This is a genomic window from Sphingobacterium sp. GW821-FHT03E03 (genome assembly GCF_059420745.1).
The window spans coordinates 46297-72413 of record NZ_JBWKUH010000012.1; the positions used below are offsets into that span (position 1 = coordinate 46297).

Here is a 26117-nt window from a genome sequence, read left to right on the forward strand (position 1 = left end):
TTGTCTTTGTATAAATTAGATTTATGATCAAAACGATTGTTGAAAAAGAAATCGCAAATTACGAATGGATTGATATCTCCGAGCCTACCTCAGAAGATTTTGCGTTCATCAAGGAAAGATATAATCTAAATGATGCCTCCATTAAGGATTCCAAGGAACCGGATCATCTCCCTAAAATTGAAGAATTTGAAAACTACACGTTTGTTATTCTCCGGGTCATGTCTGATAGTTTCAAAGAGAATTCGGACAGTATCGGTGAAGTAACAGATCGCCTAACAATCTTCTATGGAAGTGATTTTGTAATCACTGTACACAAACGTCGTATTGAATTTTTAGAGAAGCTCAAAAACATTGAGTTTACGAGCGTAAAGACAAAAAATAGCCGAAAACTGGCTGTATTTATTACTACAGCTGCGGTTTTCACTTTCAGTAAAACATTGGAACAACTGTCGACACGTATTGATTCTTATGAGGAACTAATTTTTCTGAAACGCATGAAGCAACAGCCTGTACTGAAAAATCTATATTTCATCAAACGGCAAATAGATGTCGCCAGAAAGGTTATTTTCTTGTATAAGGAGGTCATCGAACATTTTCATTCGTCCTCCAAAAAAGACGTATACACGCGAGACTTAAAAGATCTTCAGATACGCACCTCGACATTGTATGAAAACTTATCTGAGAATGTTGCGCAATTATTGAATGTGTTCTTTAATATATCATCAAATCACACGAACGAAATCATGCGTATTTTGACAATTTTCTCAGTCTTTTTTATGCCGATTACATTTGTGGCTGGAGTATATGGAATGAATTTTAAAAATATGCCAGAACTGGAATGGTATTATGGTTACCCCATTGCTATGGCAATCATGGTTGCTATTTCGATGGCCATTTACTTATGGTTCAAAAGAAAAGGTTGGCTATAAGCCAACCTTTTTCTTTGTCATTACCACAAAGTCTTTCAGATAGAAAGGCTCAAAATAGGCAACATCCTCGAATTCTTTATTTTGAAATTTATCAAACGCCAATTGCGATAAAAATGCAGCCGAATCTTTAAACCCCAACTGCACATTCACCCGTTCGTTAGTATCAAACAATGTATCAAATTTATCAGCACCTGAGCCAAATAGATTAACACAATTGTATCTAGTCAACAGTTCTTCATAATAATCAGCGTCAATTATTTCTGCCGAAGTAGGTTTTACAAGGTCACGCTTATGGTCATAAATTGCAGAATATACTTCCATGCGACGTGCATCCAACATTGGTATAAAAGCTTCGTTTTCTTGCAGTCCAAATTGCTCTTGATATCCAAAAAACAATGCTTCAAGCGTATTGATCGCAATCAAAGGTATATCTAAACCATAACAAAGACCTTTTGCTGTAGACACCCCAATACGCAGCCCTGTATAAGATCCCGGTCCCATGCTCACCGCTATCGCGGCCAGTTCTTTCATAGAACGCTCTGTTTCAGACAAAATTTGTTCGATCAAAACAGTCAGTTTAGCAGCATGCGCATTAGGTTCATCAAGATCTATCACAGCCAATGTCTGTCCATTTTCACTTAAGGCAACCGAACAAACGGTGGTTGAGGTATCAATTTGTAAAATTAAATTATTCATCGTTTATATTGAGATCAAGGTACAGGATCATGGCCATGGCCGCCCCAAGGATTACAACGTCCAATTCGCTTCAAAGCCATCCACCCACCTTTAAAAGGCCCATATTTTAGAATAGCCTCCTTGCCATATTGAGAACAAGTAGGTGTATACCGACAATTGGCGCCCAAAAATGGTGAAATAAACAATTGATAGAAACGAATAATAGTTAAGAAAATAAAACTAAAGAAAGGTTTAATTCCCTTTTTCCAAATAAGCATCAGCACATTCATCCTGTAATTTTTTCAGCATTTTATTCATCGCGGTATGGAACACATCATATGCTAAGATCTGTTTGCCCACGTACTGAATAGCTAAATACAAAGTTACATTATGTTTCAACAAAAAAGGAATCAAATCATTCGATTTCTGGAGACGATAGCCTTCACGCATCATACGCTTTATCGCATTGCGATCTACTGCTCTTTTGAACCTACGTTTGGAAACGGATATAATAGACTGACAGGGGGGGGAATTTTCAGTCTCATTGTTTTTTTCGAATACAAAAACAATTCTAAAAGGGTACAAAACAAAAGAAGAACCGCTTTTAAAAAGCGTATCAATACGCCTTTTCGCACATAACCGTTCTTCTTTTGTAAATGTATTTCTCATACGATGACTTAATCTTATCAGAAAAAGCTCTTATAAGCGGCCACCGATCCTTGTCAAAGACTAACCTTTGTGACGGTATTCGTCAGACACTGTAAGACGTTTTCTACCTTTAGCTCTACGTGAAGCTAATACTCTTCTACCGTTTGCAGAGCTCATGCGCTCTCTAAAACCGTGTTTGTTTCTTCTTTTTCTTTGCGATGGCTGAAATGTTCTTTTCATGACGCTATTATGCTAATTTGTTCTTACTTCAATTAATACAAAACTCCCCAAGAGGAATGCAAAAGTAAAGTTTATTTTAGACAAAAACAAACAATATTGAGAACATTTAGACTTTAAGTAAAAAGTCATCTCTAATTTATTCATTGACAGCCTAAAAAACCAATTTACAAATTGCACAAGAATAAAAAACAGAGAAGTGGTACTCCTCTGTTTTATTCGAAATCAAATAAAATTTGAAATTATTTAGTTTTCAGAATATCTCTGATCTCTGTCAACAATGTTTCTTCTTTTGTTGGCGCAGCTGGAGCGGCAGGAGCAGCCTCCTCTTTGCGTTTTAACGAATTTAATGCTTTAATAACAGTAAAAATACATAATGCAACAATTATAAACTGGATGACCACATTGATAAAATTCCCATAGTTAATAGAAACTTCAGCTTGTTTGGTGGCCTCGTCAGCAACTTTAAGTATAATTTTCTTGGATGCAAAATCTACGCCACCTGTTAAATAACCTATGGGTGGCATGATAATATCGTCAACCAATGAGGTAACAATTTTACCAAATGCCCCACCGATAACAACACCGACAGCCAAATCAACAACGCTTCCGCGCATTGCGAACTCTTTAAATTCTTTTAAAAATCCCATATTAAAACCATTTAATCTTTTAAAATTTTACCAAAACTAGTAATTGTCACATAAATCTAATTAAAATAAACCATTTTTTTATCGTGAGTCTTTATTGTCCTATATTTTTCTATCTTAAATCCTATTTTTAAAATTATGACCTAAAACAATATGCTCAAGTTTTTTATTAACTTAATTTGCTATATTTGCTCGTTAACTAGGGCAAAATATCAAGATATATTGTATATTGATAGTACTTTAAATTTCGCACGGTAATTAAAGCCCAGAATAATATAAAGTATCTATGAAGAAGATTCTTATTGCAGACGACCACGGTATTGTACGACTCGGAGCTTCCGTTATTATTAAGGAGACCCTTAAAAAAGCGGAAATATTTCAAGCCGAAAATTTCGACGAGGTACTAGAAAAGATAAAACTGGAAGATTTCGATCTATTATTACTGGACATCAATATGCCAGGAGGAAATAATATTAGAGTTGTCGAAGAAATCCTACAGATTCAACCTACTATAAAAATTCTAATTTTCTCATCTTATGATGAATCATTATATGCTTTACGCTATATTGAAGCTGGAGCAGTAGGCTATCTCAATAAAACTACCGCGATGGCAGAATTGAGTCACGCTATATTAGCTATCCAAGAAAGAGGTAAGTATATGTCGAGCAATGTACAGGATTTATATGTCCAAAAATTGACTCAGAGTAAATCCGAACTTACGAAATTAAATCCATTGGCACGCTTGTCAAACAGAGAGGTAGATGTGGCAAAACAACTGATCAAAGGTCTAGGAATCATTGAAGTATCAGGTCTACTTGAGCTGAGCCCATCAACTGTAAGCACCTATAAAAGCAGAATATTTGAGAAATTAAATGTTTCCAATATTCCTGAGCTAATTGAACTTTTCAGAATACACTCCAACAATTAGAATATTGTTGGAGTGTATTTTTTTAGATTAGATCATCCATCGTAATAACCGGAATATCTTTTGCATTGATATCTTTTAAAGGTTCAGATTTTTTATAAGCGTAACCAACCTCAGCTTCCAAATCCCATAACATAGGAGCTAAGAAATTAAGACAAGTCGTAAATCCTTGTACTGTTGCTGAGAAATCACCCGTATCTTTTGAATTTTTTGCCTCATTTTCAATTTCAAATGGCCCTTTGAATCCACGTTCCTGAAGTAGATCAACAAAACCACGCCAATCCATGCTATCTGATCCACCAAATCCCGGAAGCATCGCTTCATAGTGATGTCTATCCCAGTCATGCCCCGGAATACTCACATTTGCTTTTTTTGCTAGTTCAGCATCGACATGTTGCATGGGATACATTCCACCCCAGTCTACACGAGCAGTTGTTTGCAGATTTCGCGTAGTTTTCACATGTATACGCTGCAATCTACTGATATCAGTATTACGAATGACGTCAATTGGGTTTGTATTTTGCCAAACATCATGTGAAGGGTCGTAAATTTCACCATGTGCTTTACTAGGCACCATTGCATACATCAATTTACGTGCTGCCAAGACGGCAGGTAAGTTGTTGTAGGTAGAACTATACCTTGAAGAACGCCAGCCCTCCATAGGACAGTTTTCATATAGTATTGTTACCCCAAGACTCTCAGCGTAATTAACAATTGGTGCAAATACGCGTTTATATTCATCCAGGTTTTTCTGAAATCCATCTAGCTGATTTCCCAATTCGTGATTATAACCGACGAAAGTACCAACTTTGACATTATTCTCATCACCACCCAGCAAATGGGCAATCCGGATCAATTTTAATAGGTGATTCTGGTTTTTCACACGCTGTTCGGGATCTCCTCCAATCATATTCTCAAAGGCTCCAAGCGAGAGCTTTAAATCGGCCTGATTAAACAATTCTAGCGTCTCTTTAGCTTTTACTGGTGTAAATCCCTCATAGTCCAAATGTGTAGCTGTATGGTCCTCACGCGTGCCATCTTTTCTAAAAACACAAAGGTCAATTCCACCGGCACCAATTCTTTTTGTTGTTTGAATCAATTCTGGTAGTGACAATTTATCAAAGGCAGAACTCATCACCCATACAGGGTTATTTAATTTTGTAGTCATAGCTTGTATAATTGTATTATATCGGTATTTAAAGATACTAAAAAAGCCATCCGATTGGATGGCTTTTTTAGTATTTTATGTCAATTCGATTAATCTACATTGTCGTGTAAAAATGAATTATTTGGTCGAATCTCGGTATTTCCATCCTCAAATGACAATGTAAAGCGAGAGACTTGTGACTGCGAAGAATGTGGTGTATCCTCCAATGACATTTGCTTTCTTTTGTAAGCTGGCTCATTTTCCAACTCATGAAGACCATTCGAAGATTTCAATTTCATGCTTAGTTCTTTCAAGCGCAGGATACGCTCTTTAGTACGTACCAATTGATCCTCAAACGAAACCTGCTCTTCTTCTACCTGAGGCACTTCGACCTGCTCATTGGTTGTGCTAGAAGAAAACGTAGGTCTTTCATCATAGTCTGATGATGATGGAGCAGCATATGAATCAAATACTGTCGGCATTTGAAACTGAAAAACAGAAGGTGAAGTTTTCAATTGAAAATCACTTTCAGCAAATGGAGTTTCCTCTTCATAAGCGCCATCAAACCCCAAATCATGACGTATTACCTGTGGTTCTTCAATCACTACTTGCTGTTGTTGCACAACATTTTTAGGAGAAGTAAATAAGTCAGACTGCAGATTATTCGGCGTTGGTGTATTTGTTGAAGGAGCTGGTGTATCCACACGTTGAACCGGAGTGACAAAACTATTGGCAACTGGCGCTTCCTTTGGAGCCACCTGAGAAACAGGTTTAACAAAAGAATTTACCGGTTCAGGTGTCAAGGGCATAGATACTTTTGTATTTTCGCGCTCTTTATCACGTTCTTCCGAAGTCTGAAAACCTGTTGCGATAATTGTTACTGATAATTCATCTTCAAAGTTTTCGTCAATACAATTACCCCAGATCAAATCGGCAGACAAGCCTGCTTTTTCTTGAATATAATCTGTGATGATTGCAACTTCATCCATAGTTACCTCTTTTGTTCCAGAAGTAATATTCAATAAAATATAACGAGCCCCTTCGATCTCATTGTCTTTCAACAATGGAGAAGCCAAAGCACCTTCGACTGCACGTAATGCACGATCTTCGCCTTCGGCAATCGCATTACCCATAATCGCTACACCACTATCGTTCATAACCGTACGAACATCTTTAAAATCGACGTTTACATAACCAGGGATAGTGATAATTTCGGCGATACCTTTTGCTGCCGTCGTCAATATATCATCAGCTTTTGCGAAAGCTGCTGTCATCGTTAGATTTCCAAAGATTTCGCGCAAGCGATCATTGGAGATAACAAGATAAGAGTCTACATATTTACGTAATTCCGAAAGTCCCTCTTCCGCTTGTGAGCGACGACGTTTACCTTCGAACGTAAATGGTGTGGTAATGATCGCAACAGTAAGAATACCCAATTCCTTAGCGGCCTTAGCCAAAACGGGGCTTGCTCCAGTACCTGTACCACCACCCATACCAGCAGTAATAAACAACATTTTGGTATTGGTGCCCAACATGCGTTTGATATCTTCAATACTTTCGATAGCGGAATTTTCACCTACATCAGGATCTGCTCCAGCACCCATACCTTCGGTTAGACTTATTCCCAATTGAACTTTATTTGGGATCGGGCTCAACTCCAATGCCTGCGCATCAGTATTACACACGATAAAATCTACCCCACTAATTCCTTGTTTATACATGTGGTTTACGGCATTGCCGCCACCACCACCAACCCCTATAACCTTGATTATTGAAGATTGCTCTTTTAACATTTCAAACTGTATTGACATAACTTATCCCTATTTAACTTATAATGAACACGATATCAAAATGAACCAAACCCACTATATGTAATGTAATAATAATATAATTTCAACAAAAGTTTTCCACATTTGTGAAATTGTGGAAAACTTCAACCATTGTGGAAAACTTACTTTTTATCTAAAAAACTTGCGTCATCAATTTCGTTGCCATCCTTAATAAATCGTTTGAACCATGACAACAATCCTTGCTCTTTTTGCTGTTGTTCCGAAACTTCTTTCGTCGTCGTGGTCGCCTGTACTTTTTTAGCAGGAGCATGCACTTCTCTACGACTATCCTCCTCTTCTTCATGCGATTGAATCCCTTTGATCAACAAGCCAATACTTGTTGCGTATAATGGGCTTTTCAATTCTTCAAATAGTGGCTTCGGTAATACTTCATTCTTCGAAAGATACTCGTTAGGAAAACCGACACGACAATCTATTCCGGTAATGTACTCAACGAGTTGTACCAAATGCTTCAATTGAGCTCCACCTCCTGTGATAACGATACCACCTATCAGTTTATTTTCATAACCAGAAGATTTGATCTCGTAATACACGTGCTCGATAATCTCTTCCATTCTAGCTTGAATAATATAAGCTAAGTTTTTCACCGAAATTTCTTTCGGCTCACGACCTTTCAATCCCGGCACACAAATTACCTCATTTTCTTTATTTTCATCTGCAAGAGCAGATCCAAATCGAGTTTTCAGCAATTCCGCTTGCGAACGCAATACAGAACAACCTTGGCGAATATCTTCAGTCACAATATTACCGCCCAATGGGATTACAGCGGTATGACGAATAATTCCTTCATGGAAGATTGCAACATCTGTCGTTCCACCACCAATATCAACTAATACAACACCAGCATTTTTTTCATCTTCATCCAATACAGCTTCTGAAGATGCCAAAGGCTCAAGGATCAGTTCAGCAACTTCCAGGTTGGAATTATCAATACATTTTTTAATATTTTTGATATCGGTAACTCTTCCCGAAATAATATGGAAATTTGCTTCTATACGACGTCCAGCCATGCCGATAGGTTCGCGGATACCCGGTTCATTATCTACCGTAAACTCTTGAGGTAAAACATGTATAATTTCTTCTCCTGGAGGCAGTACCAGTTTATACATATCAGAAATCAACCGTTCGATATCTCTTCGAATGATTTCATCATCACCATCTGTTTTGGTAAATATTCCACGGTGTTGGATGCTCTTAATGTGCTGACCAGCGATCCCCACATTGACAACCTTAATATCGACATTAGATTGTGCTTCGGCAATTTCTACCGCCTCCAAAATACTTCCCACAGTCTTTTGGATATTGGCAACCACTCCCCTGCTCACACCAGCAGAGTCGGCTTTGCCCACACCTAATAATTCGATTTTGTTCCCTGAGCTACGTCTCCCAACCGTAACACAAATTTTGGTAGTACCAATATCGAGTCCCACGATAATTGGATTCTCTCTTTCAATTTCTGCTGCCTTTGAGTTCATAATTTCCTGTATTGTTGCTGTATTACTATAATGTATTATTTGCTATTTTTTTCGTTTGATCATCTGAAAAGCTCCAATTTCCTCGCTTTTCACAAATGATCTGTCCTCCGTATTTTACATTCACCACACCATAGGCATTGATACCTACTTTTGGCATGATCTGCGTATAAAATGTTTTTAATAATTCAAACTTTTGTTCCAACGAATCGGCAGATCCAACAATCAATTGTTGTGTTCCAACACGGGGCACAAGTTCTATGTCATGGTCGGCATTCACATAAATCTGTACAACCTGGTTACTCCACAATTCATCCTTTCCAATAAACTCTGCCACCTTCACCAAATCTTTCACCAACGAAGTTGAGATTGTATCCAATGCCTCGTTGTATCCTTCGGCTATATTGCCAGTTGCAACCATGATGTGCGGGATATACTTTAATGTAGTCGGTATCTTTAAACCCTTGGGATCAACATAGAACTCACGTCCATTTTTATTGATAATCCGCATGACCGCTTCGCGCTGATCTATATTAATCTTTACTGTACCGTTCATATCGGCATGAATGCTTGCATTCGATACATAGGGCAATTTTTTCAGTGTCTTCTCCACGCGCTGAAAAGGAATACGATTGACCTTCTTCCCTACAAAACTTCCATAGTTTTGCTCAATCAATTTTGAAATATCTGCTTGATCAATAAAAGCCTCTGTACCTTCGATGACTATTTTCACGTCCTTACAAAGCTGTTGTTCATCACGTTTGCCCACAATGTTCATGATCACAACAACTACAATAACCCCAATAAAAAATAGGGTAAAGTAGAGTACACGATTCCATTGTATGTCACGTAATTTTTTAAGCATGTTCTAAAATCGCTTGTAATGGTTTTACCAATTTATCTATATCCCCTGCTCCTACTGTCACGATTAAATCCGGTTTTTCATTCCGTGCAAAATCTAATACCTCTTCGGCTGTAACAATCTGTTTATGCTGCGCTGTAATTTTATCCAACAACCAACTTGAGTTAACGCCTTCTATCGGAAGTTCCCGTGCTGGATATATTTCCATTAAGAGTAGATTATCCGCAGTAGACAACACTTCAGCAAACCCATCCACAAAATCTCTGGTACGCGTAAACAAATGTGGTTGAAATACAACATTTAGTTTCTTTGTTGGATACAATTTCCGCATTGAAGTCAAAAATGCCCGTAACTCTTCAGGATGGTGTGCATAATCGTCAATGTAAACCACCTCCGGTGTGCGGACAATATATTCAAATCGCCTTTTGACGCCCTTAAATGTTGTCAAAGCAGTCTTAATCGCCTCGGTCGAAATTCCCAACAGACGTGCTACCGTAATTGCTGCAACAGCATTTTCAACATTGTGAATCCCAGGAATACCCAAATGAATATCTTCAATTTTTCCATTGGCATCCTGATAGTCGAAAAAGAACTCGCCTTCTCTTACGTGAGCATTAGACGCATAAGCATCTGCCACTTCCTGACCAGAATAACTAATCTGACCCTTGAATTCCAGTCCTATCCTTATTATACGTGTGCCACCATCAACAACCTTGTCCAAAAACAACTGGAAAGATTCAAGCAAATGGCTCTTATCACCATAGATATCCAAATGATCTGCATCCGAAGAAGTTACGATCGCGATATTCGGATGAAGTGTCAAAAATGAACGATCAAATTCATCCGCTTCAACAACTACGGTATTATTGTTTCCATAAAGCACATTGGTATCGTAATTAGAGCTGATACCGCCTAAAAAAGCAGAACAATCGTATCCCGAATCTTTTAACAAATGTGCTACCATCGTTGAGGTAGTCGTTTTACCATGTGTTCCAGCTACCGCAATTGTAAACCTGCTTTCACTAATGATACCGAGTACTTGTGATCTTTTATACAATACATGACCCTGAGATTCAAAAAACGCTTTAATCTTAGAATCCTTAGGAATCGCAGGTGTAAATATCACCAATGTAGCAGTTATAGGCTGATGGAAAATAGAATCAATAGAATTCACATCATCCTGATATGTGACCGAAATACCTTCTTTGACCAATGTTTTGGTCAATTCGGTTTCCGTACGGTCATATCCATTCACCTCACAGCCCAAATGCTTAAAATAGCGTGCAAGGCCACTCATGCCAATTCCGCCAATTCCGATCAAGTAAACTTGTTTTATTGCATCTAGATTCATACGCATTATCTATTTCTTATTTGCCAATTTATACACTTGCTCTGCAATCTGAATATCAGCATCCAGCTTACCAAGTATTTTTATATTTTCACTCAACTGCACCACTTGATCCGGATTCCCGAATAAATCCAAGGCTGTTGGAATCAAAGTCTTTGCGGCATCTACATCTTTCACCAACAGTGCTGCATGCTTATTGACCAATGCCATTGCATTTTTAGTCTGATGATCTTCCGCAACATTTGGCGAAGGAACCAGAATAACGGGTTTCCCGACAACACACAGTTCTGAGATCGTACCTGCTCCTGCTCGGCTAATAATCAAATCAGCCGCGGCATAGGCATAATCCATTTTTTGAAGAAATGCCATCATCTTCACATTCGCTGGAAGTTTTCCTTCCAAGTCCGTCCGAAGGGTATCGATATAAAAGCTACCACATTGCCAAATCACCTGTACCTCTTCATTACGCAGAGCATCCAAATAGGCAACGACGCTTTCATTCAATGTTCTAGCACCCAAACTTCCTCCTAGTACCAAGATTGTCTTCTTATGTTGATCCAATCCAAAGAACTCCAAAGCCTCAGCCTTTTTTCCCTCGATCGCAACAGACTCTCTTCGTATCGGATTCCCTGTCAACAATACCTTATCAGCTGGAAAAAATTGTTCCATTCCCTCATAGGCTACACAAATCTTTGCTGCTTTAGCACCAACCTTTTTATTTGTTACGCCAGCGTAAGAATTCTGCTCCTGAACAACTGTAGGAATTCCCAATTTATTCGCCATCATCAATAAAGGGCCCGAAGCAAAACCACCAACACCTACTGCAACATCGGGTTTAAAGTCCCGGATTATCTTTTTTGCCTTACGAAGACTCTTCATTAATTTAAACGGTAATAAGATATTCTTCCAAAGCTGTTTTCTATTGATTCCCTGAATATCAAGCCCAACAATAGTGTAACCTGCAGCGGGTACCTTATCCATTTCCATCCGACCATTAGCACCTACAAATAAAATTTCATTTGCAGGATCCATCGTCTTCAATGCATTAGCAATTGAAATCGCCGGAAAAATATGTCCTCCGGTACCACCCCCACTTATTATTATTCGAATTGCCATGCTCAATATATTGTTTAAGCTGGAATGGAGCCGATAACCACTTTTTTGGGTTTCGGTTTTTCATCCAACTGTTCTTTTCCTTTTAATTCCTCAATATTTCTACTCACGCTCAGGATAATTCCTAAGGCTACACTTGTAAACAAAATCGAAGTTCCTCCCATACTCACTAATGGTAATGGCACCCCAGTTACTGGCCCAAGCCCTACTGCTACCGCCATGTTTGCTAGCGCCTGTATGGTAAGACTGAAACCTAAACCAGCAGCCAAGAACGTCCCAAACGCTTTGGGACTCATCGTGACAATACGTATACATCGATACATAAAAGCCAAGTATAGAAATAGCAGGATCACCCCACCAACTGTACCATACTCCTCAATAATAATTGCATAAATAAAATCGGAATATGGGTGCGGCAATACATTCCGCTGAACGCTATTTCCCGGACCTTTACCAAAAAGTCCACCAGTAGCAATTGCGATCTTTGCGTTATTTGCCTGATAGTTCTTATCATCCTGGAATGAAACTGTTTTATCAACTTTTTCGGTATTAAAGAACGATTTCACCCGACTAATGTATGTTGTTTTACGTGGACCAAAAAAGATGACTAACATCAATAGCACTCCTCCGCCACAGCAAACAATAGCGATCTGTTTAAACGATATCCGACCAATTAGCAGCAGCAACACACTAACACCGAATAACATGAGTGCTGTAGACAAATTCGCCAAGGCGATGAGAATAAACACCCCACAAACTGAACCCATTATTGGCAAAAAGGACTTTTTAACATCCTTAATTTCTTCCTGTTTACGCGATAACATCCGTGCAAGAAAAACAATCAATGAAAGCTTGGCTAAATCCGAAGTTTGAAAGGTCAAGCCTATACCCGGAATAGTCAACCAACGACTAGCTTCATTGACCTTACTTCCAAACAACAAGGTAAACAACAATAGAGGAATTGTAATTCCCATCATGATCTTGGATATACCAGCGTAATAGCGATAATCCAATTTGTGAGAAAGGTACATCAAAATAAATCCCACTGCGATGATAGAAAAATGTTTCAACAGATACATTTCTGTCCCCCTTCCTTCTTTATAGGCCAGGGTTCCGACCGAACTGTATACAGCCAAAAGTGACCATCCCGATAAGATCATCACAATGATCCATATCCATCGATCACCTTTTAATTTAGACATTATGTTCTGTAGCATATCCTTCTCCCTTTATGGTTGTACCATTTATTTATAATTCCATTACAGCTGCTTTAAATTTATCACCCCGATCTTCGTAGTTTTTAAACCAATCAAAGCTCGCACAGGCTGGCGACAATAACACCGTATCACCCTTTTTTGCTAAATGTGAAGACAATATAACAGCATCCTGCATGGATGTACTGTTAACAATAATTTCAACATCCTGCTCAAAGGCCTTATGAATTGCCGCAGTATCTTTTCCTAAACAAACTATAGCATGCACTTTGTCTTTCACCAAATCAGCAAGCATCGTATAGTCATTTCCTTTATCTACACCCCCCAATAACAACACGATCGGTGTGGAAAAGCTCTCCAAAGCGTACCATACCGAATTAACATTCGTCGCCTTTGAATCATTGATGTAGTTTACACCACCAATACAGGCAACGTGTTCAAGACGATGTGGAATATTCACATACGATCCCATACTTTCTTTCATCGCTTGATTTCTCAACTCCTGCACTTTTGCAATCAATCCAGAAGCCATACTATTATAAATATTATGCTTCCCCTGCAATGACAATTCCTCAGTTCTCATAGTGAATGTATCGTTATTTGGTGTATTAATAATCATTGTTTTATTGGCAGTTAAATAGGCTCCCAATTCAACAAGCTGTTCTTGTGTAAAAGGTAAATAAGTCCCCTTACTATGATGTCTCTCCAATCCTTTGATCGTCTCAGGATCGTCTAAACAGTATATAAAATAATCTTTCTCCGTCTGATTTTGAATCATTCTGAATTTGGAATCCACATAATTCTCCATTTTATGGTCGTAACGATCCAAATGATCTGGCGTGATATTTAGAATTACAGCAATATCTGCTCTAAAATGGTACATATCATCCAACATAAAGCTTGAAATTTCCAATACGTAACAATCAAAATTTTCACGCGCGACCTGAAGTGCAAAACTTTTTCCAATATTACCAGCCAAACCAACATTAAGACCACCATGCTTTAGCATTTCGTATGTCAACATGGTTGTCGTAGACTTCCCATTTGATCCTGTGATACAAATTAATTTAGCAGCAGTATATTGGGCTGCAAATTCTATTTCGGCAATTACCGGAATATTTTTTTCCTTTAAGGCGACCACCAAGGGCACTGTCTCCGGAATTCCGGGGCTCTTGACAACAAGAGCAGCATTCAATATGCGAGATTCATCATGATTCCCCTCTTCGAAAGCAATGCCTTCCGTTTTCAATTGCTCCTTATAATGATCCGCTATCAGTCCTTTATCCGATACAAAAACATCATAGCCCTTTTCCTTTCCCAGGATTGCTGTACCCACACCGCTTTCACCTGCGCCTAAAACGACCAAGCTTCCTGATTGAGGGTAATATGCTGTTGATATATTTGACATCGTTATCTAATTTTTAATGTTACAATTGTCAGAATGGCTAAAATTATTCCCACAATGACAAAACGTGTTACAATTTTTGCTTCATGGTACCCCTTCTTTTGGAAGTGGTGATGCAAAGGGGACATTAAAAATATCCTTCTTCCTTCACCGTATTTCTTTTTGGTGTATTTGAAATAGGAAACCTGTAGGATCACAGAGAGATTTTCCAACAAAAACACACCACATAAAATTGGAATCAACAATTCTTTACGGATCAAAATGGCAAATGCTGCAATGATACCACCAATTGCCAAGCTACCTGTATCACCCATAAAAACCTGTGCAGGATAGGTATTATACCATAGAAAACCGACACAAGCTCCCACAAATGCTCCTGCAAAAATCACAAGCTCACCAGAGTTGGGGATATACATAATATTGAGATAGTCTGAAAAAATCACGTTACCAGACACATAAGCCAAAATTGCCAAGGTAACCCCAATTATTGCGGACGTACTCGTGGCCAGACCATCGATACCATCGGTAATATTAGCACCGTTGGATACTGCAGTAACGATAAAAATGACAACAATTAAAAAGACTACAAAAGTCAAATAGTCACTTTGCAAGCCAAACATCTTGAACACCTTGGCGTAGTCAAATTCATTATTCTTATAAAACGGTATATTTGTTTTAGAAGATTTTACATTTTCAGCATATGTTTTTTCTCCTGTCCCTTCGTTAATAACCACTTCCACCGGTTTAGTTGAAGTCGGCTTATCCACACCTTTACGTACCACAATATCTGGGTGAAAATACATCGTGCAGGCAATAATAGCCCCCAATCCGACTTGGCCAACCACCTTAAATTTCCCAGCTAACCCTTCTTTATTATGTCTAAAAACTTTAATATAATCATCCAGAAAACCTATTGCCCCCATCCAAAGCGTCGTTACAATCATAATGATCACATAGATATTTGTCAACTTGGCAAATAATAACGTAGGAATCAAAATCCCGGCGATGATAATTATCCCCCCCATTGTCGGCGTACCAGCTTTCTTTTTTTCACCTTCTAGCCCTAAATCACGAATTGTCTCCCCAACTTGTTTATTATGCAAGAACTGGATCAATTTCCCCCCAAAAACCGTGGTAATAATTAATGAAGCTATAACAGCCATAGATGTTCTAAAGGAGATGTATTGAAACAAACCTCCTCCTGGTATATGGATATATTCGCTAAGCCACGTAAATAGATGGTACAACATATTCTATTTTTCGTTAAATGTATTCTCTAAAATTTCTTTATCATCAAAATGATGCTTTACACCATTCACATCTTGATATTTTTCATGTCCTTTTCCGGCGACCAGGATAATATCCCCAGGGTTTGCCAATTGATACGCTGTACGTATCGCTTCTTTACGATCTGCAATAGAAAGTGTTTTCGCCTTTTGTTCAGCTCCTACACCAGCTTCAATATCTTTAATAATCTGATATGGATCCTCTGTGCGTGGATTATCAGATGTAATCAAGAAACGATCGCTATAGCGTAATGCGGCTTCTGCCATCTCAGGTCTTTTGGTTTTGTCACGGTCACCACCACAACCTAAAACAGTAATGATCTTTTGCTCTGGACGTCTCAAAGAACTAATGGTTTTTAAGACATTTTCAACAGCATCAGGTGTATGTGCATAATCCACAATACCAAAGACACCTGAAGTGGATTTCATCGTTTCAAAGCGCCCTTCTGCCCCTTTCAATGTACTTAAGGCCGTCAATACCTTTACTGTTTCTTGCTCCAATAGGATTGCTGCCGTATACACCGCTAAAAGATTATAAGCATTAAAATCACCGATCAATTTGACCCATACTTCCTGCCCATCAATACTCATCAACATCCCATCAAAATGGCTTTCGATAACTTTAGCTTTAAAATCAGCGCCCGAACACAAGCCATAGCTTTTTTTATGGGCAACTGTATTTTGCAACATGATCTGACCATTTCGATCATCCGCATTTGTTAAAGCAAACGCATGTACATCTAGATCATCAAAGAACTTCTTCTTTGCTTTAATATAGTTATCAAAAGTTTTATGAAAATCCAGATGGTCGTGTGTAATATTCGTAAATATAGCACCAGCAAAAACCAGCCCTGCTATACGCTCTTGTACCACCGCATGTGAACTGACTTCCATAAAAGCATAATCACAGCCATCGTCTACCATATCCCTCAACAGCTGGTTCAACTGGATTGGATCTGGTGTAGTGTGCGTTGCAGGAATTATCTTTGGACCAATTTGATTCTGTACTGTTGACAGCAAACCAACATGATATCCCAGCTCTGTAAACAACTGGAATAACAACGTCGCTACAGTTGTTTTTCCATTGGTTCCCGTCACTCCAACCAACTTGAGTTGCTCGGATGGATTACCATAGAAATTGGCAGAAGCGACTCCTAAGGCATATGCCGAGTCTGCCACTAAAATGTAAGCCACAGAGTCTAATGTTTCCACAGGAAGTTCTTCAACAATAACTGCTCTTGCTCCAGAAGTGATTGCTTTATCGATAAATAAATGTCCGTCTGTCTGAACACCACGCACAGCGATAAACAAACTTCCCAGCTCCACCTTTCTGGAATCAAAGCACAAAGAGTGCACATCGACCTCTTCGAGGTTTCCCACCACCTGTTGAACAGGGATAGCATGCAATACTTTTTTTAAATCCATCATTACTTAAGTTCTAAATTTATCGCTGTTCCAAATGGGAGTTTTTGACCTGCAGTCAGAGATTGTGCTCCCACTCTTCCCTTTCCAAATACATGCGTTTTAAATCCCGCATTCTCCATCACATACAAAGCATCCATCAATCCCATTCCCACTACATTTGGAACAATTCCTTCTTTATATTTCAAATCCACAAATGGCACACCTCTATTCGATGTATCTACTTCACCTCTCGCCACCATATCCCAATTCACTGTATTAATTCCCAACTTATCATATACTTTCTTACTCGCTTCTCTTGACCCTTGCAAGGTCAATGGCATTCTTCCGCCAACGTTAACTGCCTTAAATGATTTTTTTCCCTGCATCTCCATATCATTAGCATAAACCATATCCGCAAGCTCTTTAAAAACAGGTCCGGCCACCGATCCACCATAATAACCATTTCTCGGATTTCGGATCACCACAATAATCGAATATTTCGGATCTTCAGCTGGGAAATAGCCTGCAAAAGATGACTGGTATCTCCTAGCTCCATAACCTCTCGAGCCATCAGCCATCTGCGCTGTTCCCGTCTTACCTCCCGATGTATACAATGGGCTAGCAACACTTCTTCCTGTACCCTCTGTCATGACACCCTCCATCATTCCCCTTACCTCTGCCAATGCATGATCCGAAGCGATCTTTTCATTGATTACCTTTGCCTGAAAGGTTTGAATCGTATTACCCAGATGCCTAATCTCTTTGACAAATAATGGGGCAATCAATTTACCGTTATTTGCAACAGCGTTATAAAATGTCAAGGTCTGTAATGGTGTAATCTTCATCTCATAACCATAAGCCATCTGAACCAGAGACAATCCACTCCAAGATTTACTTTTCGATGTTTTCACCAATGGAACTCCCTCTCCTGGAATCTGTAGATCTAACGTCTTACCGAATCCAAAAGAATGCAGTTTCGACGTAAACTGATCTGGGTTATCTTTATAAGCTTGATAGACAAATTTTGTAACCCCAACATTCGACGACTCTTCAAAAGCTCTTTTAGCCGAGACTATAGATTTTTTTGGCGCATGCGAATCGCGGATTGTATGCTTGTAAATCGGCCAGTTACCATTTCCGATATTAATGGTCGTACTTGAATCGATTTTCTTATCATCGATCAATGCTAGATAAGAGGCAAGTTTAAAAGTTGAACCCGGATCGGCACTTTGCGCAATTGCAAGATTGAACTTCTCACGATAAACACCATCTTTATCCCGCATGAAGTTTGCAACAGCCCGCACTTCACCTGTTTTCACTTCCATCATCACAACACATCCTTCATCAGCATTACTCACAATCATTTGTTTCTCCAGCGCTCTTTGAGCCATATCCTGCATATTCACATCAATTGTAGATATGATGTCCGAACCATCAACTGGTGCAACCTCAATATCTCTATTGACAGGGATCCAAACCCCTCCTGCAATACGTTGCATCAATCTCTTACCACTTTTCCCATCGATATACTCACCGTATGCGCCCTCTAATCCGACATGGATATTTTCTTTTACGTTTTTATAGCCAATAGTTCTTGCCGCCAGATTAACGAATGGCAAAATCCGCTTATTCTGTCTATCGGTAATCAAACCACTAGGAAAACGTTCCTTTTCAACACGAGCAGATTTAAATAAAGGAAATTGCTTCACTTTCTTTAAATCCTGATGCGACACATTTCGTTTGATCAGTAGATAGCGCTGCTTTTTATTCCGCGCCTGTTTTAGTAATGTCAAATATTGCCGGGATGATTTATCCTTAAAAAAATCAGCCAATTTAATCGCGAGAGAATCAACTTTGAGATTGAAATATTCATTTTCTTCTTCGGGAATGGCCATAGCATCAAAACGAAGTTCATACTCAGGAACAGAAGTCGCCAATAAGCTCCCGTCGTTGGAATAGATATTCCCCCGTGCAGCTTCAACCTCACGCTCTTGAATAGAAAGACTATCCGCCAAAGCCTTCCAATGTTGCCCATCCACATATTGCAACTTCAGCATTTTCCCAAATACCATAAATGCAAGAAGCACAATAAGTCCAAAGGCAAAATAGACGCGAACAAGAATCGTGTTTCTGATACTCATAACTCTCTCTATTTATCTTCTTTTTTCTCTACAACTTCAATCTTGATCGGCGGCTCCACCCGTTCTTTCAAACCCAATGAGTCCACGCGCTTTGCGATCTCCGTTTGCGTGGACATTTTCATAAGTTCAGCAGATAGCGACTTATGATCCCAGCCCAATTCTTTTACTTCTTTGCTTACTTTATCGATACCTCGAATAGTTCGCTCAGCGAAGTGACGGTTAGAGATATACAACAGCATCAAAAAGGCGATGAAAGCCCCAAAAGGGAGATACTCCAATATTTTGTTTAAGGAAAGGTCTCCAACGGTAAAAAGCGTTTTAATAAACGCTTCTGTTTCTTCCGCCTTTTCCTCGACAGTTTCTTGTAGTTCTTCCTGAACTTCTTCACTCAATTCTTTCTGTCTTATTGTATTCCTGCTCATCTTTTCGCTCCATTTTTAAGACAAATCCAACCTTTCAGCAATACGCAGTTTCGCACTGCGCGATCTATTATTTACAGCCAATTCCTGCGGCGATGCGGTAATCGCTTTACGGCTCAACACATGGAACGGCTTGATTTCATTTCCAAAAAAATCTTTCTCAACATCCCCTTTAAATTTCCCTTTGGCCATAAAATTTTTCACCAAACGATCTTCTAAGGAATGATAAGACATCACCACCAATCTCCCCTCACTTTTCAATACATCAACAGTTTGCAACAAAAACTCTTGCAAAGCCTCCAATTCACGGTTAACCTCAATACGCAAAGCCTGAAAAACTTGCGCATGATATTTATGTTCTTTTCCCTTTGGAACCATTCGCTGAATAACTTCTTTCAATTCAGCAACCGTATGTATCGGCTGTGCCAAACGAGCTGTTACAATTGTTTTCGCCAAGGACTTTGCATTCATAATCTCGCCATACATACCAAAAATCCGATGAAGATCTTCTTCCGCATAAGTTGCCAACACGGCTTTTGCATCCAAATCTCCCACTTGATCCATACGCATATCCAAATCAGCATCAAATCGGATTGAAAAGCCACGATCTGCTGCATCAAACTGATGCGATGAAACGCCCAAATCAGCTAAAATGCCATCCACTGTACGTACACCATGCAGACGAAGACTATTCTTTAAAAACCTGAAATTTTGATGAATCAATGTAAAACGAGGATCATCAATCACATTTCCCAAAGCATCCGGATCCTGATCAAAAGCAAATAGCTTTCCCTCTGGCCCCAGCCTCTTCAGTATTTCACGAGAGTGACCACCTCCACCAAAAGTTACATCCACATACACACCATTCGGCTTGATCGCCAAAGCATCCATGCATTCTTGCAACATTACCGGAACATGATACACATTCTCCATATTACTATATTCCAAAATTAATATCCCCCATTACCTCTGCCGCTAAAGACGATATATCTTCCACACCTCCGTCACCCATCAAATCATCATACCCCTCTTTAGACCAAACTTCTATCTTGTTAAACTGACAAGCCAAAACCAACTCTGTTGTTATTCCTGCAAATTCAAGCAAGCTTTTTGGCAACAAAACACGACCAGCCGCGTCCAAAGTCAGCTCTGTAGCCCCACGAGTAAAAGCACGCACAAAAGCCCGCACTTTCGGATCAAATTGATTTAACTTAGCCAGTTTAGCTGTCATCAAATCCCACTCCTCACGTGGATAAAAAACCAAATGCTTCTCAAAACCGCGATTCACAACAAGCCCATCGCGCTCAACATGAGGCATCTGCCTCTTGAGCGCCGCTGGCAACACCATTCTTCCTTTGGCGTCTAGCTTGCATTCGAATTCTCCGATCAACTGAGTCATATCGTCAATTATCCTATTCTAATTTAAATGTAAAAGTATACACTTTCTCCCACTTTCCCCCACTTTACAACATAAAAAAGTTTTCCACATCGAAAAATAGCTACAAGAAAAAATAACATCCATTTTCACCATAAAGCATAAAACCTTATTTACAAACAGTTAAAGACGCATTTCAATCAAATATACCTTCAAAACACGGTCAGATATTTTTCGGTTTTTTTTCAATAAAACAGAAATGAATTGTAAAAATTTCCTCTTTAGAAATTTAATTTTGCTCCCTTTTTCTGGAAAAATGGGAGAAAGTGGAGAACTGAAAAACAGATAATCTCTAGTGTGGTTGAAAGTGGGAGAACAGCATTCAAATAAGAACAGTAGAATTCGTTATTGTCGAGTAAAACCAATAATTTTGCATAAATTTTATTTTTATTAAGATATGCACAGAACACACACTTGTGGAGAATTAACATTAGCTGACTTAGGGAAAACGGTTACCCTAAGTGGATGGGTTCAAAAATCCCGCGATTTGGGCGGTATGACTTTCATCGATGTTAGAGACCGATATGGTATCACACAATTAACGTTCAATGCAGATGATGACGCGTCTTTACGTGCTAGTGCCCGTGAACTGGGAAGAGAATATGTCATAAAGGTAACCGGAGAGGTTATTGAACGTTCCAATAAGAATGCTAAAATCTCTACTGGAGATATCGAAATCAAGGTTTCAAATCTTGAAATATTAAATGCAGCGAAATTACCTCCTTTTACAATAGAAGATGAAACGGATGGTGGCGATGATATCAGAATGAAATTCAGATATTTGGATTTACGTCGTAATCCGGTACGTGAGAATCTTATTTTACGACATAAAACTTCGCAGGAAGTACGTCGTTATCTTGACTCTCAGAATTTCTTAGAAGTAGAGACACCTTATCTTATCAAATCTACTCCGGAGGGAGCACGAGATTTTGTGGTTCCTTCTCGCATGAATCCAGGTGAATTTTATGCATTGCCTCAGTCACCACAGACATTCAAACAACTATTGATGGTATCAGGATTTGATCGCTATTTTCAAATTGTCAAATGTTTCCGCGATGAGGACCTGCGTGCTGACCGTCAGCCAGAGTTCACACAAATCGATTGTGAAATGTCCTTTGTAGAACAGGAAGATGTGCTGAATATTTTTGAAGGATTGGCAAAACACATCTTCAAAACGATCAAAGGCATAGACCTTGGAGCGGTGCCACGTATGACTTATGCTGATGCCATGCGTCTCTATGGATCCGACAAACCTGATATCCGTTTCGGAATGCAGTTTGTTGAATTAAATGATGTAGCCAAAGAAAAGGGATTCCCTGTATTTGATGCTGCGGAGCTGGTTGTCGGTATCAATGCCGAGAATTGCGCGGATTATACCAGAAAACAACTGGATGCCTTAACAGATTTTATTAAACGTCCTCAAATCGGCGCGACAGGTTTAGTTTATGCCCGTGTGAATGAAGATGGCTCAGTAAAATCTTCTGTTGATAAATTTTTTACTCCGGAACAACTAACGGCCATTGCTGCTAAGTTCCACGCGAAACCCGGGGACCTCTTATTAATTATGGCGGGTGGCAAGGATAAAGTTCGTAAACAATTAAACGAATTGCGTCTAGAAGTTGCCTCACAGCTCGGTCTTCGCGACAAAAACACCTTTGCTCCGTTATGGGTTATTGATTTCCCTTTATTGGAATGGGATGAGGACAACGCTCGCTACCATGCAATGCACCATCCTTTCACCTCTCCAAAACCGGAAGATATTCCGTTACTGGACACAAAGCCTGGTGAAGTAAGAGCAAATGCTTATGACTTTGTATTAAACGGTGTCGAAGTGGGCGGTGGATCTATCCGTATTCATGACAGAGACCTCCAGTCACTCATGTTTAAACACCTCGGATTTAGTCCCGAAGAAGCACAGAAACAATTTGGTTTCTTGATGGAAGCGTTCACCTATGGAGCTCCTCCACATGGTGGTTTAGCGTTTGGTTTTGACAGACTCGTATCGCTATTAGCTGGTCTAGATTCCATCCGTGATGTGATTGCCTTTCCAAAAAACAATTCGGGAAGAGATATCATGATTGATGCTCCATCAACTATTCACCAGGAACAATTGGATGAATTAAGCTTAAATATTAATATAAAAGAATAAATTTGAAGCTCGATTTTCGAGAAACAATTTATTAACACTATATTTAAAAGTTGGTAGGAAACGACCAACTTTTTTTGTGAAAAATCAGCAGATTAGATGTCAGAGAGTACGGCAAATACGTTTTTAAAGGAAAGTGCACAGAAAGCATTTGACACCAAACATCGCGATATTATAAATTACAATATCGACAAATACAGTATTGCTTTCGAAAAGGGGAAAAGCAAATTTGCAAATCTCGAAAACTCCAAAATAAAAGCAAATTTGATCAAATGGAAAGTAATGGAAAATCTCGATCGATATCTATTACAATTTGAAGCAAATTTTACCGCACGTGGTGGGAAAGTAATTTGGGCTAATGATGCCGATGAAGCGCGGGAGGAGATTTATAAGATCATCGAACGAAAAAGAACACGGTCGATTGTAAAATCTAAATCTATGGCTACAGAAGAAATTGAGTTAAATCATTTTCTGGAGTCCAAAAACATAGAAGCCATCGAGACTGATCTTGGAGAATATATTATTCAGCTGCTAGACCAGAAACCCTACCACTTTGTCACTCCTGCTATGCATTTAAGCTTGGAAGATATCGCTAAGCTTTTTCATGAAAAATTTGACACTCCCTTGGATGCATCTGCAGAACAGTTAACACTAAAAGCCCGCGAATTATTAAGAGACAAATACTTAGCAGCAGAAGTCGGTATTACAGGGGCTAATTTCTTAGTCGCTGAAACAGGAAGTATAGCGATTACCGAAAATGAAGGAAATGCACGTCTGACCTCCACATTTCCAAAAACACATATTGCTGTGGTGGGCATTGAGAAGATTATTCCCACACTACAAGATCTGGAAGTATTTTGGCCACTTTTATCCACACATGGTACAGGTCAAAACTTAACAGTTTACAACACCTTACTCACAGGACCAAAACAGTCTTACGAGTCTGATGGACCCGAAGAAATGTATGTTATCCTACTTGACAATGGACGTAGTAATCTCCTTGCACAGAAAGAACAACGTCAGGGACTATATTGTATCCGCTGTGGTGCCTGCTTAAATGTATGTCCTATTTATCAAAATATAGGCGGACACACATATGAAACAACCTATCAAGGACCAATCGGATCTTTAATCTCTCCACATTTAAATGGGATGAAAGAATTTAAACATCTGAGTTATGCATCTACCCTTTGTGGCAAATGTACCGAAGTTTGTCCCGTAGGCATCGATATTCAACGTATGCTTCTTGTCAACAGAAAAGACTCCGTAGAGCAGGGTCTATCAACCAAAACAGAACAAAAAGTCTGGAGCTGGTTTACATATGGTATCCAACGTCGAAAATTAATTGATTTCTTTGGCGGAAAATTCAAGAACTTCTTCCTCCGAAAGTTTTTTAAGAAAACTTGGGGAGATCAAAGGGAATTGCCCAAGCTAGCAGAAAAATCCTTTTCCAGACAATGGAAGGAACAGCAAAAAAACAAAGAATAACAAAAAAGTGGCATTAGCTTATCAAACTAATGCCACTTTTTTTATTAGCTTCACTCCAAACCTGCTGCAAATGACCTCTAAAAATATAAAAACGTATCTTCCTTGGATAGACTTTCTCCGCATTTTGGCTTGCTTTATGGTCTTAATATCGCACAGCTGCGATGCCTTTGTTGGAACATTTGACAATAGCAGCACATTTCATCAAGGCGTATTTTGGGGCAGCATTGTTCGTGCCTGTGTACCATTATTTGCAATGATGTCAGGTATATTACTATTTCCTGTACAAACCGATGTGGCAACTTTCTACAAAAAGAGAATAGGTCGAATACTTGTTCCTTTATTATTTTGGTCAATCGTCCTACCGCTCACTTTTTTTATCTATCTGAACTTTATTAAGAGTAGTTCGAGTGCTTTGATAGATATGAATAATTTTACGGTGCAAGCAACCTTAACAAAAATCTACACGGCAGCCTTCAACTTCAATTATGATACAACGCCTCTATGGTACATGTATATGCTGGTCGGTTTATATCTCATCATTCCAATTATCGGAAGCTGGTTGAGTCAAGCCAGTAAAAAAGATATTCAATATTTTCTCGGCTTTTGGGGAATTACACTTCTAGCACCTTACATCAAAATGGCCGCTCCAACTTTAGGTTATACGGGCAATTACGGACAGATGGGGTTATGGGGTGTCTGTAATTGGAATGAATTTGGCACATTCTATTATTTCTCAGGTTTCCTGGGTTATATCATATTAGCATACTATTTAGTAAAATACCCTTTTCAATGGTCACTAACTAAAACTATTTCAATTGCCGTTCCACTTTTTGCAGTAGGATTTATCATCACCTTTTCAGGCTTTCTACTAACCCAAAAACATTATCCAGGAAATTACGCTAATTTAGAGATCGTCTGGTATTTCTGTAATATCAATGTCGCAATGATGACAGTCGCTATATTTCTTATCGTACAAAAATTAAATATCCGCGAATCAAAGTGGATAAAAAATATAGCAGGCGCCACATTTGGCATCTATTTATGCCATTTTGTTATTGTACAGGCGATGACAGATACATTTCTGAATATTGATTACCTGCCCGCTTCCCTAAAAATTCTGTCGATTGCCCTTCTAAGTTTCGGTATAAGCTATTTGGTTACGAAGATTTTTGATACAAACTCAATTACACGAAGATTTATTCGCTAAAACAACTGCTCAGAAACAGAACAGCGGGTATGTGCACACAATAAAAAATAAAAAGGGGATCAATGATCCCCTTTTCAACTAACACTCACCAATTATTAATATGAAAACTACTCTTTTTA

General features: G+C 38.9%; 24 protein-coding genes. 5 read left to right on the forward strand and 19 right to left on the reverse strand.

Annotated features, from left to right (window positions below; genetic code table 11):
* The first annotated feature begins 23 nt into the window (after positions 1-23).
* On the forward strand, positions 24-929 hold the full coding sequence (locus tag AC07UV_RS14535; RefSeq protein WP_495184271.1) for a CorA family divalent cation transporter: 906 nt from the start codon (positions 24-26) through the stop codon (positions 927-929).
* Here the strand turns inward: AC07UV_RS14535 and tsaB are convergent.
* The 5 genes from tsaB to mscL form a co-directional block, all read right to left on the reverse strand.
* On the reverse strand, positions 924-1625 hold the full coding sequence (gene tsaB / locus AC07UV_RS14540; protein ID WP_495184272.1) for a tRNA (adenosine(37)-N6)-threonylcarbamoyltransferase complex dimerization subunit type 1 TsaB: 702 nt from the start codon (positions 1623-1625) through the stop codon (positions 924-926). The genes AC07UV_RS14535 and tsaB overlap by 6 nt on opposite strands.
* A gap of 14 nt (positions 1626-1639) precedes the next feature.
* A complete protein-coding gene (gene yidD / locus AC07UV_RS14545; RefSeq protein ID WP_282252855.1) occupies positions 1640-1894 on the reverse strand; it encodes a membrane protein insertion efficiency factor YidD in 255 nt (84 codons plus the stop codon).
* Positions 1857-2273 (reverse strand): ribonuclease P protein component, encoded by a 417-nt coding sequence (locus tag AC07UV_RS14550; RefSeq protein WP_495184273.1) that lies wholly within the window; start codon positions 2271-2273, stop codon positions 1857-1859. The genes yidD and AC07UV_RS14550 overlap by 38 nt, the downstream gene beginning before the upstream one ends.
* A 60-nt stretch (positions 2274-2333) precedes the next feature.
* Positions 2334-2492: a 50S ribosomal protein L34 gene (gene rpmH, locus AC07UV_RS14555; RefSeq protein WP_075991291.1), complete on the reverse strand. Its 159-nt coding sequence runs from the start codon at positions 2490-2492 to the stop codon at positions 2334-2336.
* A gap of 239 nt (positions 2493-2731) precedes the next feature.
* The gene (gene mscL, locus AC07UV_RS14560) at positions 2732-3139 is read right to left on the reverse strand and encodes a large-conductance mechanosensitive channel protein MscL (RefSeq protein ID WP_120259590.1); all 408 of its coding nucleotides are present in this window, start codon (positions 3137-3139) and stop codon (positions 2732-2734) included.
* A gap of 283 nt (positions 3140-3422) precedes the next feature.
* Between mscL and AC07UV_RS14565 the strand changes: the two genes are divergently transcribed.
* Positions 3423-4064 carry a response regulator gene (locus AC07UV_RS14565; protein ID WP_120259589.1) on the forward strand — a complete coding sequence of 214 codons (642 nt, stop codon included), beginning with the start codon at positions 3423-3425 and terminating at the stop codon, positions 4062-4064.
* Positions 4065-4086: 22 nt separating this feature from the next.
* On the opposite strand, the gene AC07UV_RS14570 is transcribed toward AC07UV_RS14565, so the two are convergent.
* From AC07UV_RS14570 to mraZ, 14 genes are all read right to left on the reverse strand, one after another.
* A complete protein-coding gene (locus tag AC07UV_RS14570; protein WP_495184274.1) occupies positions 4087-5229 on the reverse strand; it encodes a sugar phosphate isomerase/epimerase family protein in 1143 nt (380 codons plus the stop codon).
* An 89-nt stretch (positions 5230-5318) separates the two neighbouring features.
* Positions 5319-7019 carry a cell division protein FtsZ gene (ftsZ, locus tag AC07UV_RS14575; RefSeq protein WP_495184275.1) on the reverse strand — a complete coding sequence of 567 codons (1701 nt, stop codon included), beginning with the start codon at positions 7017-7019 and terminating at the stop codon, positions 5319-5321.
* Between the two features lie 140 nt (positions 7020-7159).
* Positions 7160-8533 (reverse strand): cell division protein FtsA, encoded by a 1374-nt coding sequence (ftsA, locus tag AC07UV_RS14580; RefSeq protein WP_223580597.1) that lies wholly within the window; start codon positions 8531-8533, stop codon positions 7160-7162.
* A 25-nt stretch (positions 8534-8558) separates the two neighbouring features.
* Positions 8559-9395: a cell division protein FtsQ/DivIB gene (locus AC07UV_RS14585; RefSeq protein ID WP_495184276.1), complete on the reverse strand. Its 837-nt coding sequence runs from the start codon at positions 9393-9395 to the stop codon at positions 8559-8561.
* On the reverse strand, positions 9388-10743 hold the full coding sequence (murC, locus tag AC07UV_RS14590; protein ID WP_495184277.1) for a UDP-N-acetylmuramate--L-alanine ligase: 1356 nt from the start codon (positions 10741-10743) through the stop codon (positions 9388-9390). Before murC ends, AC07UV_RS14585 begins: the two co-directional genes overlap by 8 nt.
* A gap of 9 nt (positions 10744-10752) precedes the next feature.
* Positions 10753-11856, reverse strand: coding sequence for an undecaprenyldiphospho-muramoylpentapeptide beta-N-acetylglucosaminyltransferase (gene murG / locus AC07UV_RS14595; RefSeq protein WP_495184278.1), 1104 nt, complete (start codon positions 11854-11856; stop codon positions 10753-10755).
* 14 nt (positions 11857-11870) lie between these two features.
* Positions 11871-13070, reverse strand: a complete 1200-nt coding sequence (locus AC07UV_RS14600; protein ID WP_223580602.1) for an FtsW/RodA/SpoVE family cell cycle protein — start codon at positions 13068-13070, stop codon at positions 11871-11873.
* 31 nt (positions 13071-13101) lie between these two features.
* Positions 13102-14475: a UDP-N-acetylmuramoyl-L-alanine--D-glutamate ligase gene (gene murD / locus AC07UV_RS14605; protein ID WP_282252838.1), complete on the reverse strand. Its 1374-nt coding sequence runs from the start codon at positions 14473-14475 to the stop codon at positions 13102-13104.
* Between the two features lie 2 nt (positions 14476-14477).
* Complete coding sequence (mraY, locus tag AC07UV_RS14610; protein WP_259187015.1) at positions 14478-15722, reverse strand: phospho-N-acetylmuramoyl-pentapeptide-transferase; 1245 nt, start codon at positions 15720-15722, stop codon at positions 14478-14480.
* A 3-nt stretch (positions 15723-15725) separates the two neighbouring features.
* Positions 15726-17186 (reverse strand): UDP-N-acetylmuramoyl-L-alanyl-D-glutamate--2,6-diaminopimelate ligase, encoded by a 1461-nt coding sequence (locus tag AC07UV_RS14615; RefSeq protein WP_495184279.1) that lies wholly within the window; start codon positions 17184-17186, stop codon positions 15726-15728.
* Positions 17186-19303, reverse strand: a complete 2118-nt coding sequence (locus tag AC07UV_RS14620; protein WP_282252835.1) for a penicillin-binding protein — start codon at positions 19301-19303, stop codon at positions 17186-17188. Before AC07UV_RS14620 ends, AC07UV_RS14615 begins: the two co-directional genes overlap by 1 nt.
* A gap of 8 nt (positions 19304-19311) precedes the next feature.
* Positions 19312-19725: an FtsL-like putative cell division protein gene (locus tag AC07UV_RS14625; protein WP_120259578.1), complete on the reverse strand. Its 414-nt coding sequence runs from the start codon at positions 19723-19725 to the stop codon at positions 19312-19314.
* Positions 19726-19740: 15 nt separating this feature from the next.
* Positions 19741-20655, reverse strand: coding sequence for a 16S rRNA (cytosine(1402)-N(4))-methyltransferase RsmH (gene rsmH, locus AC07UV_RS14630; protein WP_282252834.1), 915 nt, complete (start codon positions 20653-20655; stop codon positions 19741-19743).
* A gap of 4 nt (positions 20656-20659) precedes the next feature.
* Complete coding sequence (gene mraZ, locus AC07UV_RS14635; RefSeq protein ID WP_223580611.1) at positions 20660-21121, reverse strand: division/cell wall cluster transcriptional repressor MraZ; 462 nt, start codon at positions 21119-21121, stop codon at positions 20660-20662.
* 433 nt (positions 21122-21554) lie between these two features.
* Between mraZ and aspS the strand changes: the two genes are divergently transcribed.
* The 3 genes from aspS to AC07UV_RS14650 all read left to right on the forward strand — a co-directional run bounded on the left by aspS (position 21555) and on the right by AC07UV_RS14650 (position 25998).
* The gene (gene aspS, locus AC07UV_RS14640) at positions 21555-23306 is read left to right on the forward strand and encodes an aspartate--tRNA ligase (RefSeq protein ID WP_495184280.1); all 1752 of its coding nucleotides are present in this window, start codon (positions 21555-21557) and stop codon (positions 23304-23306) included.
* A 96-nt stretch (positions 23307-23402) separates the two neighbouring features.
* Positions 23403-24791 carry a LutB/LldF family L-lactate oxidation iron-sulfur protein gene (locus AC07UV_RS14645; protein WP_495184281.1) on the forward strand — a complete coding sequence of 463 codons (1389 nt, stop codon included), beginning with the start codon at positions 23403-23405 and terminating at the stop codon, positions 24789-24791.
* A 70-nt stretch (positions 24792-24861) separates the two neighbouring features.
* Positions 24862-25998, forward strand: a complete 1137-nt coding sequence (locus tag AC07UV_RS14650; RefSeq protein WP_495184282.1) for an acyltransferase — start codon at positions 24862-24864, stop codon at positions 25996-25998.
* The last annotated feature ends 119 nt before the right edge of the window (positions 25999-26117 follow it).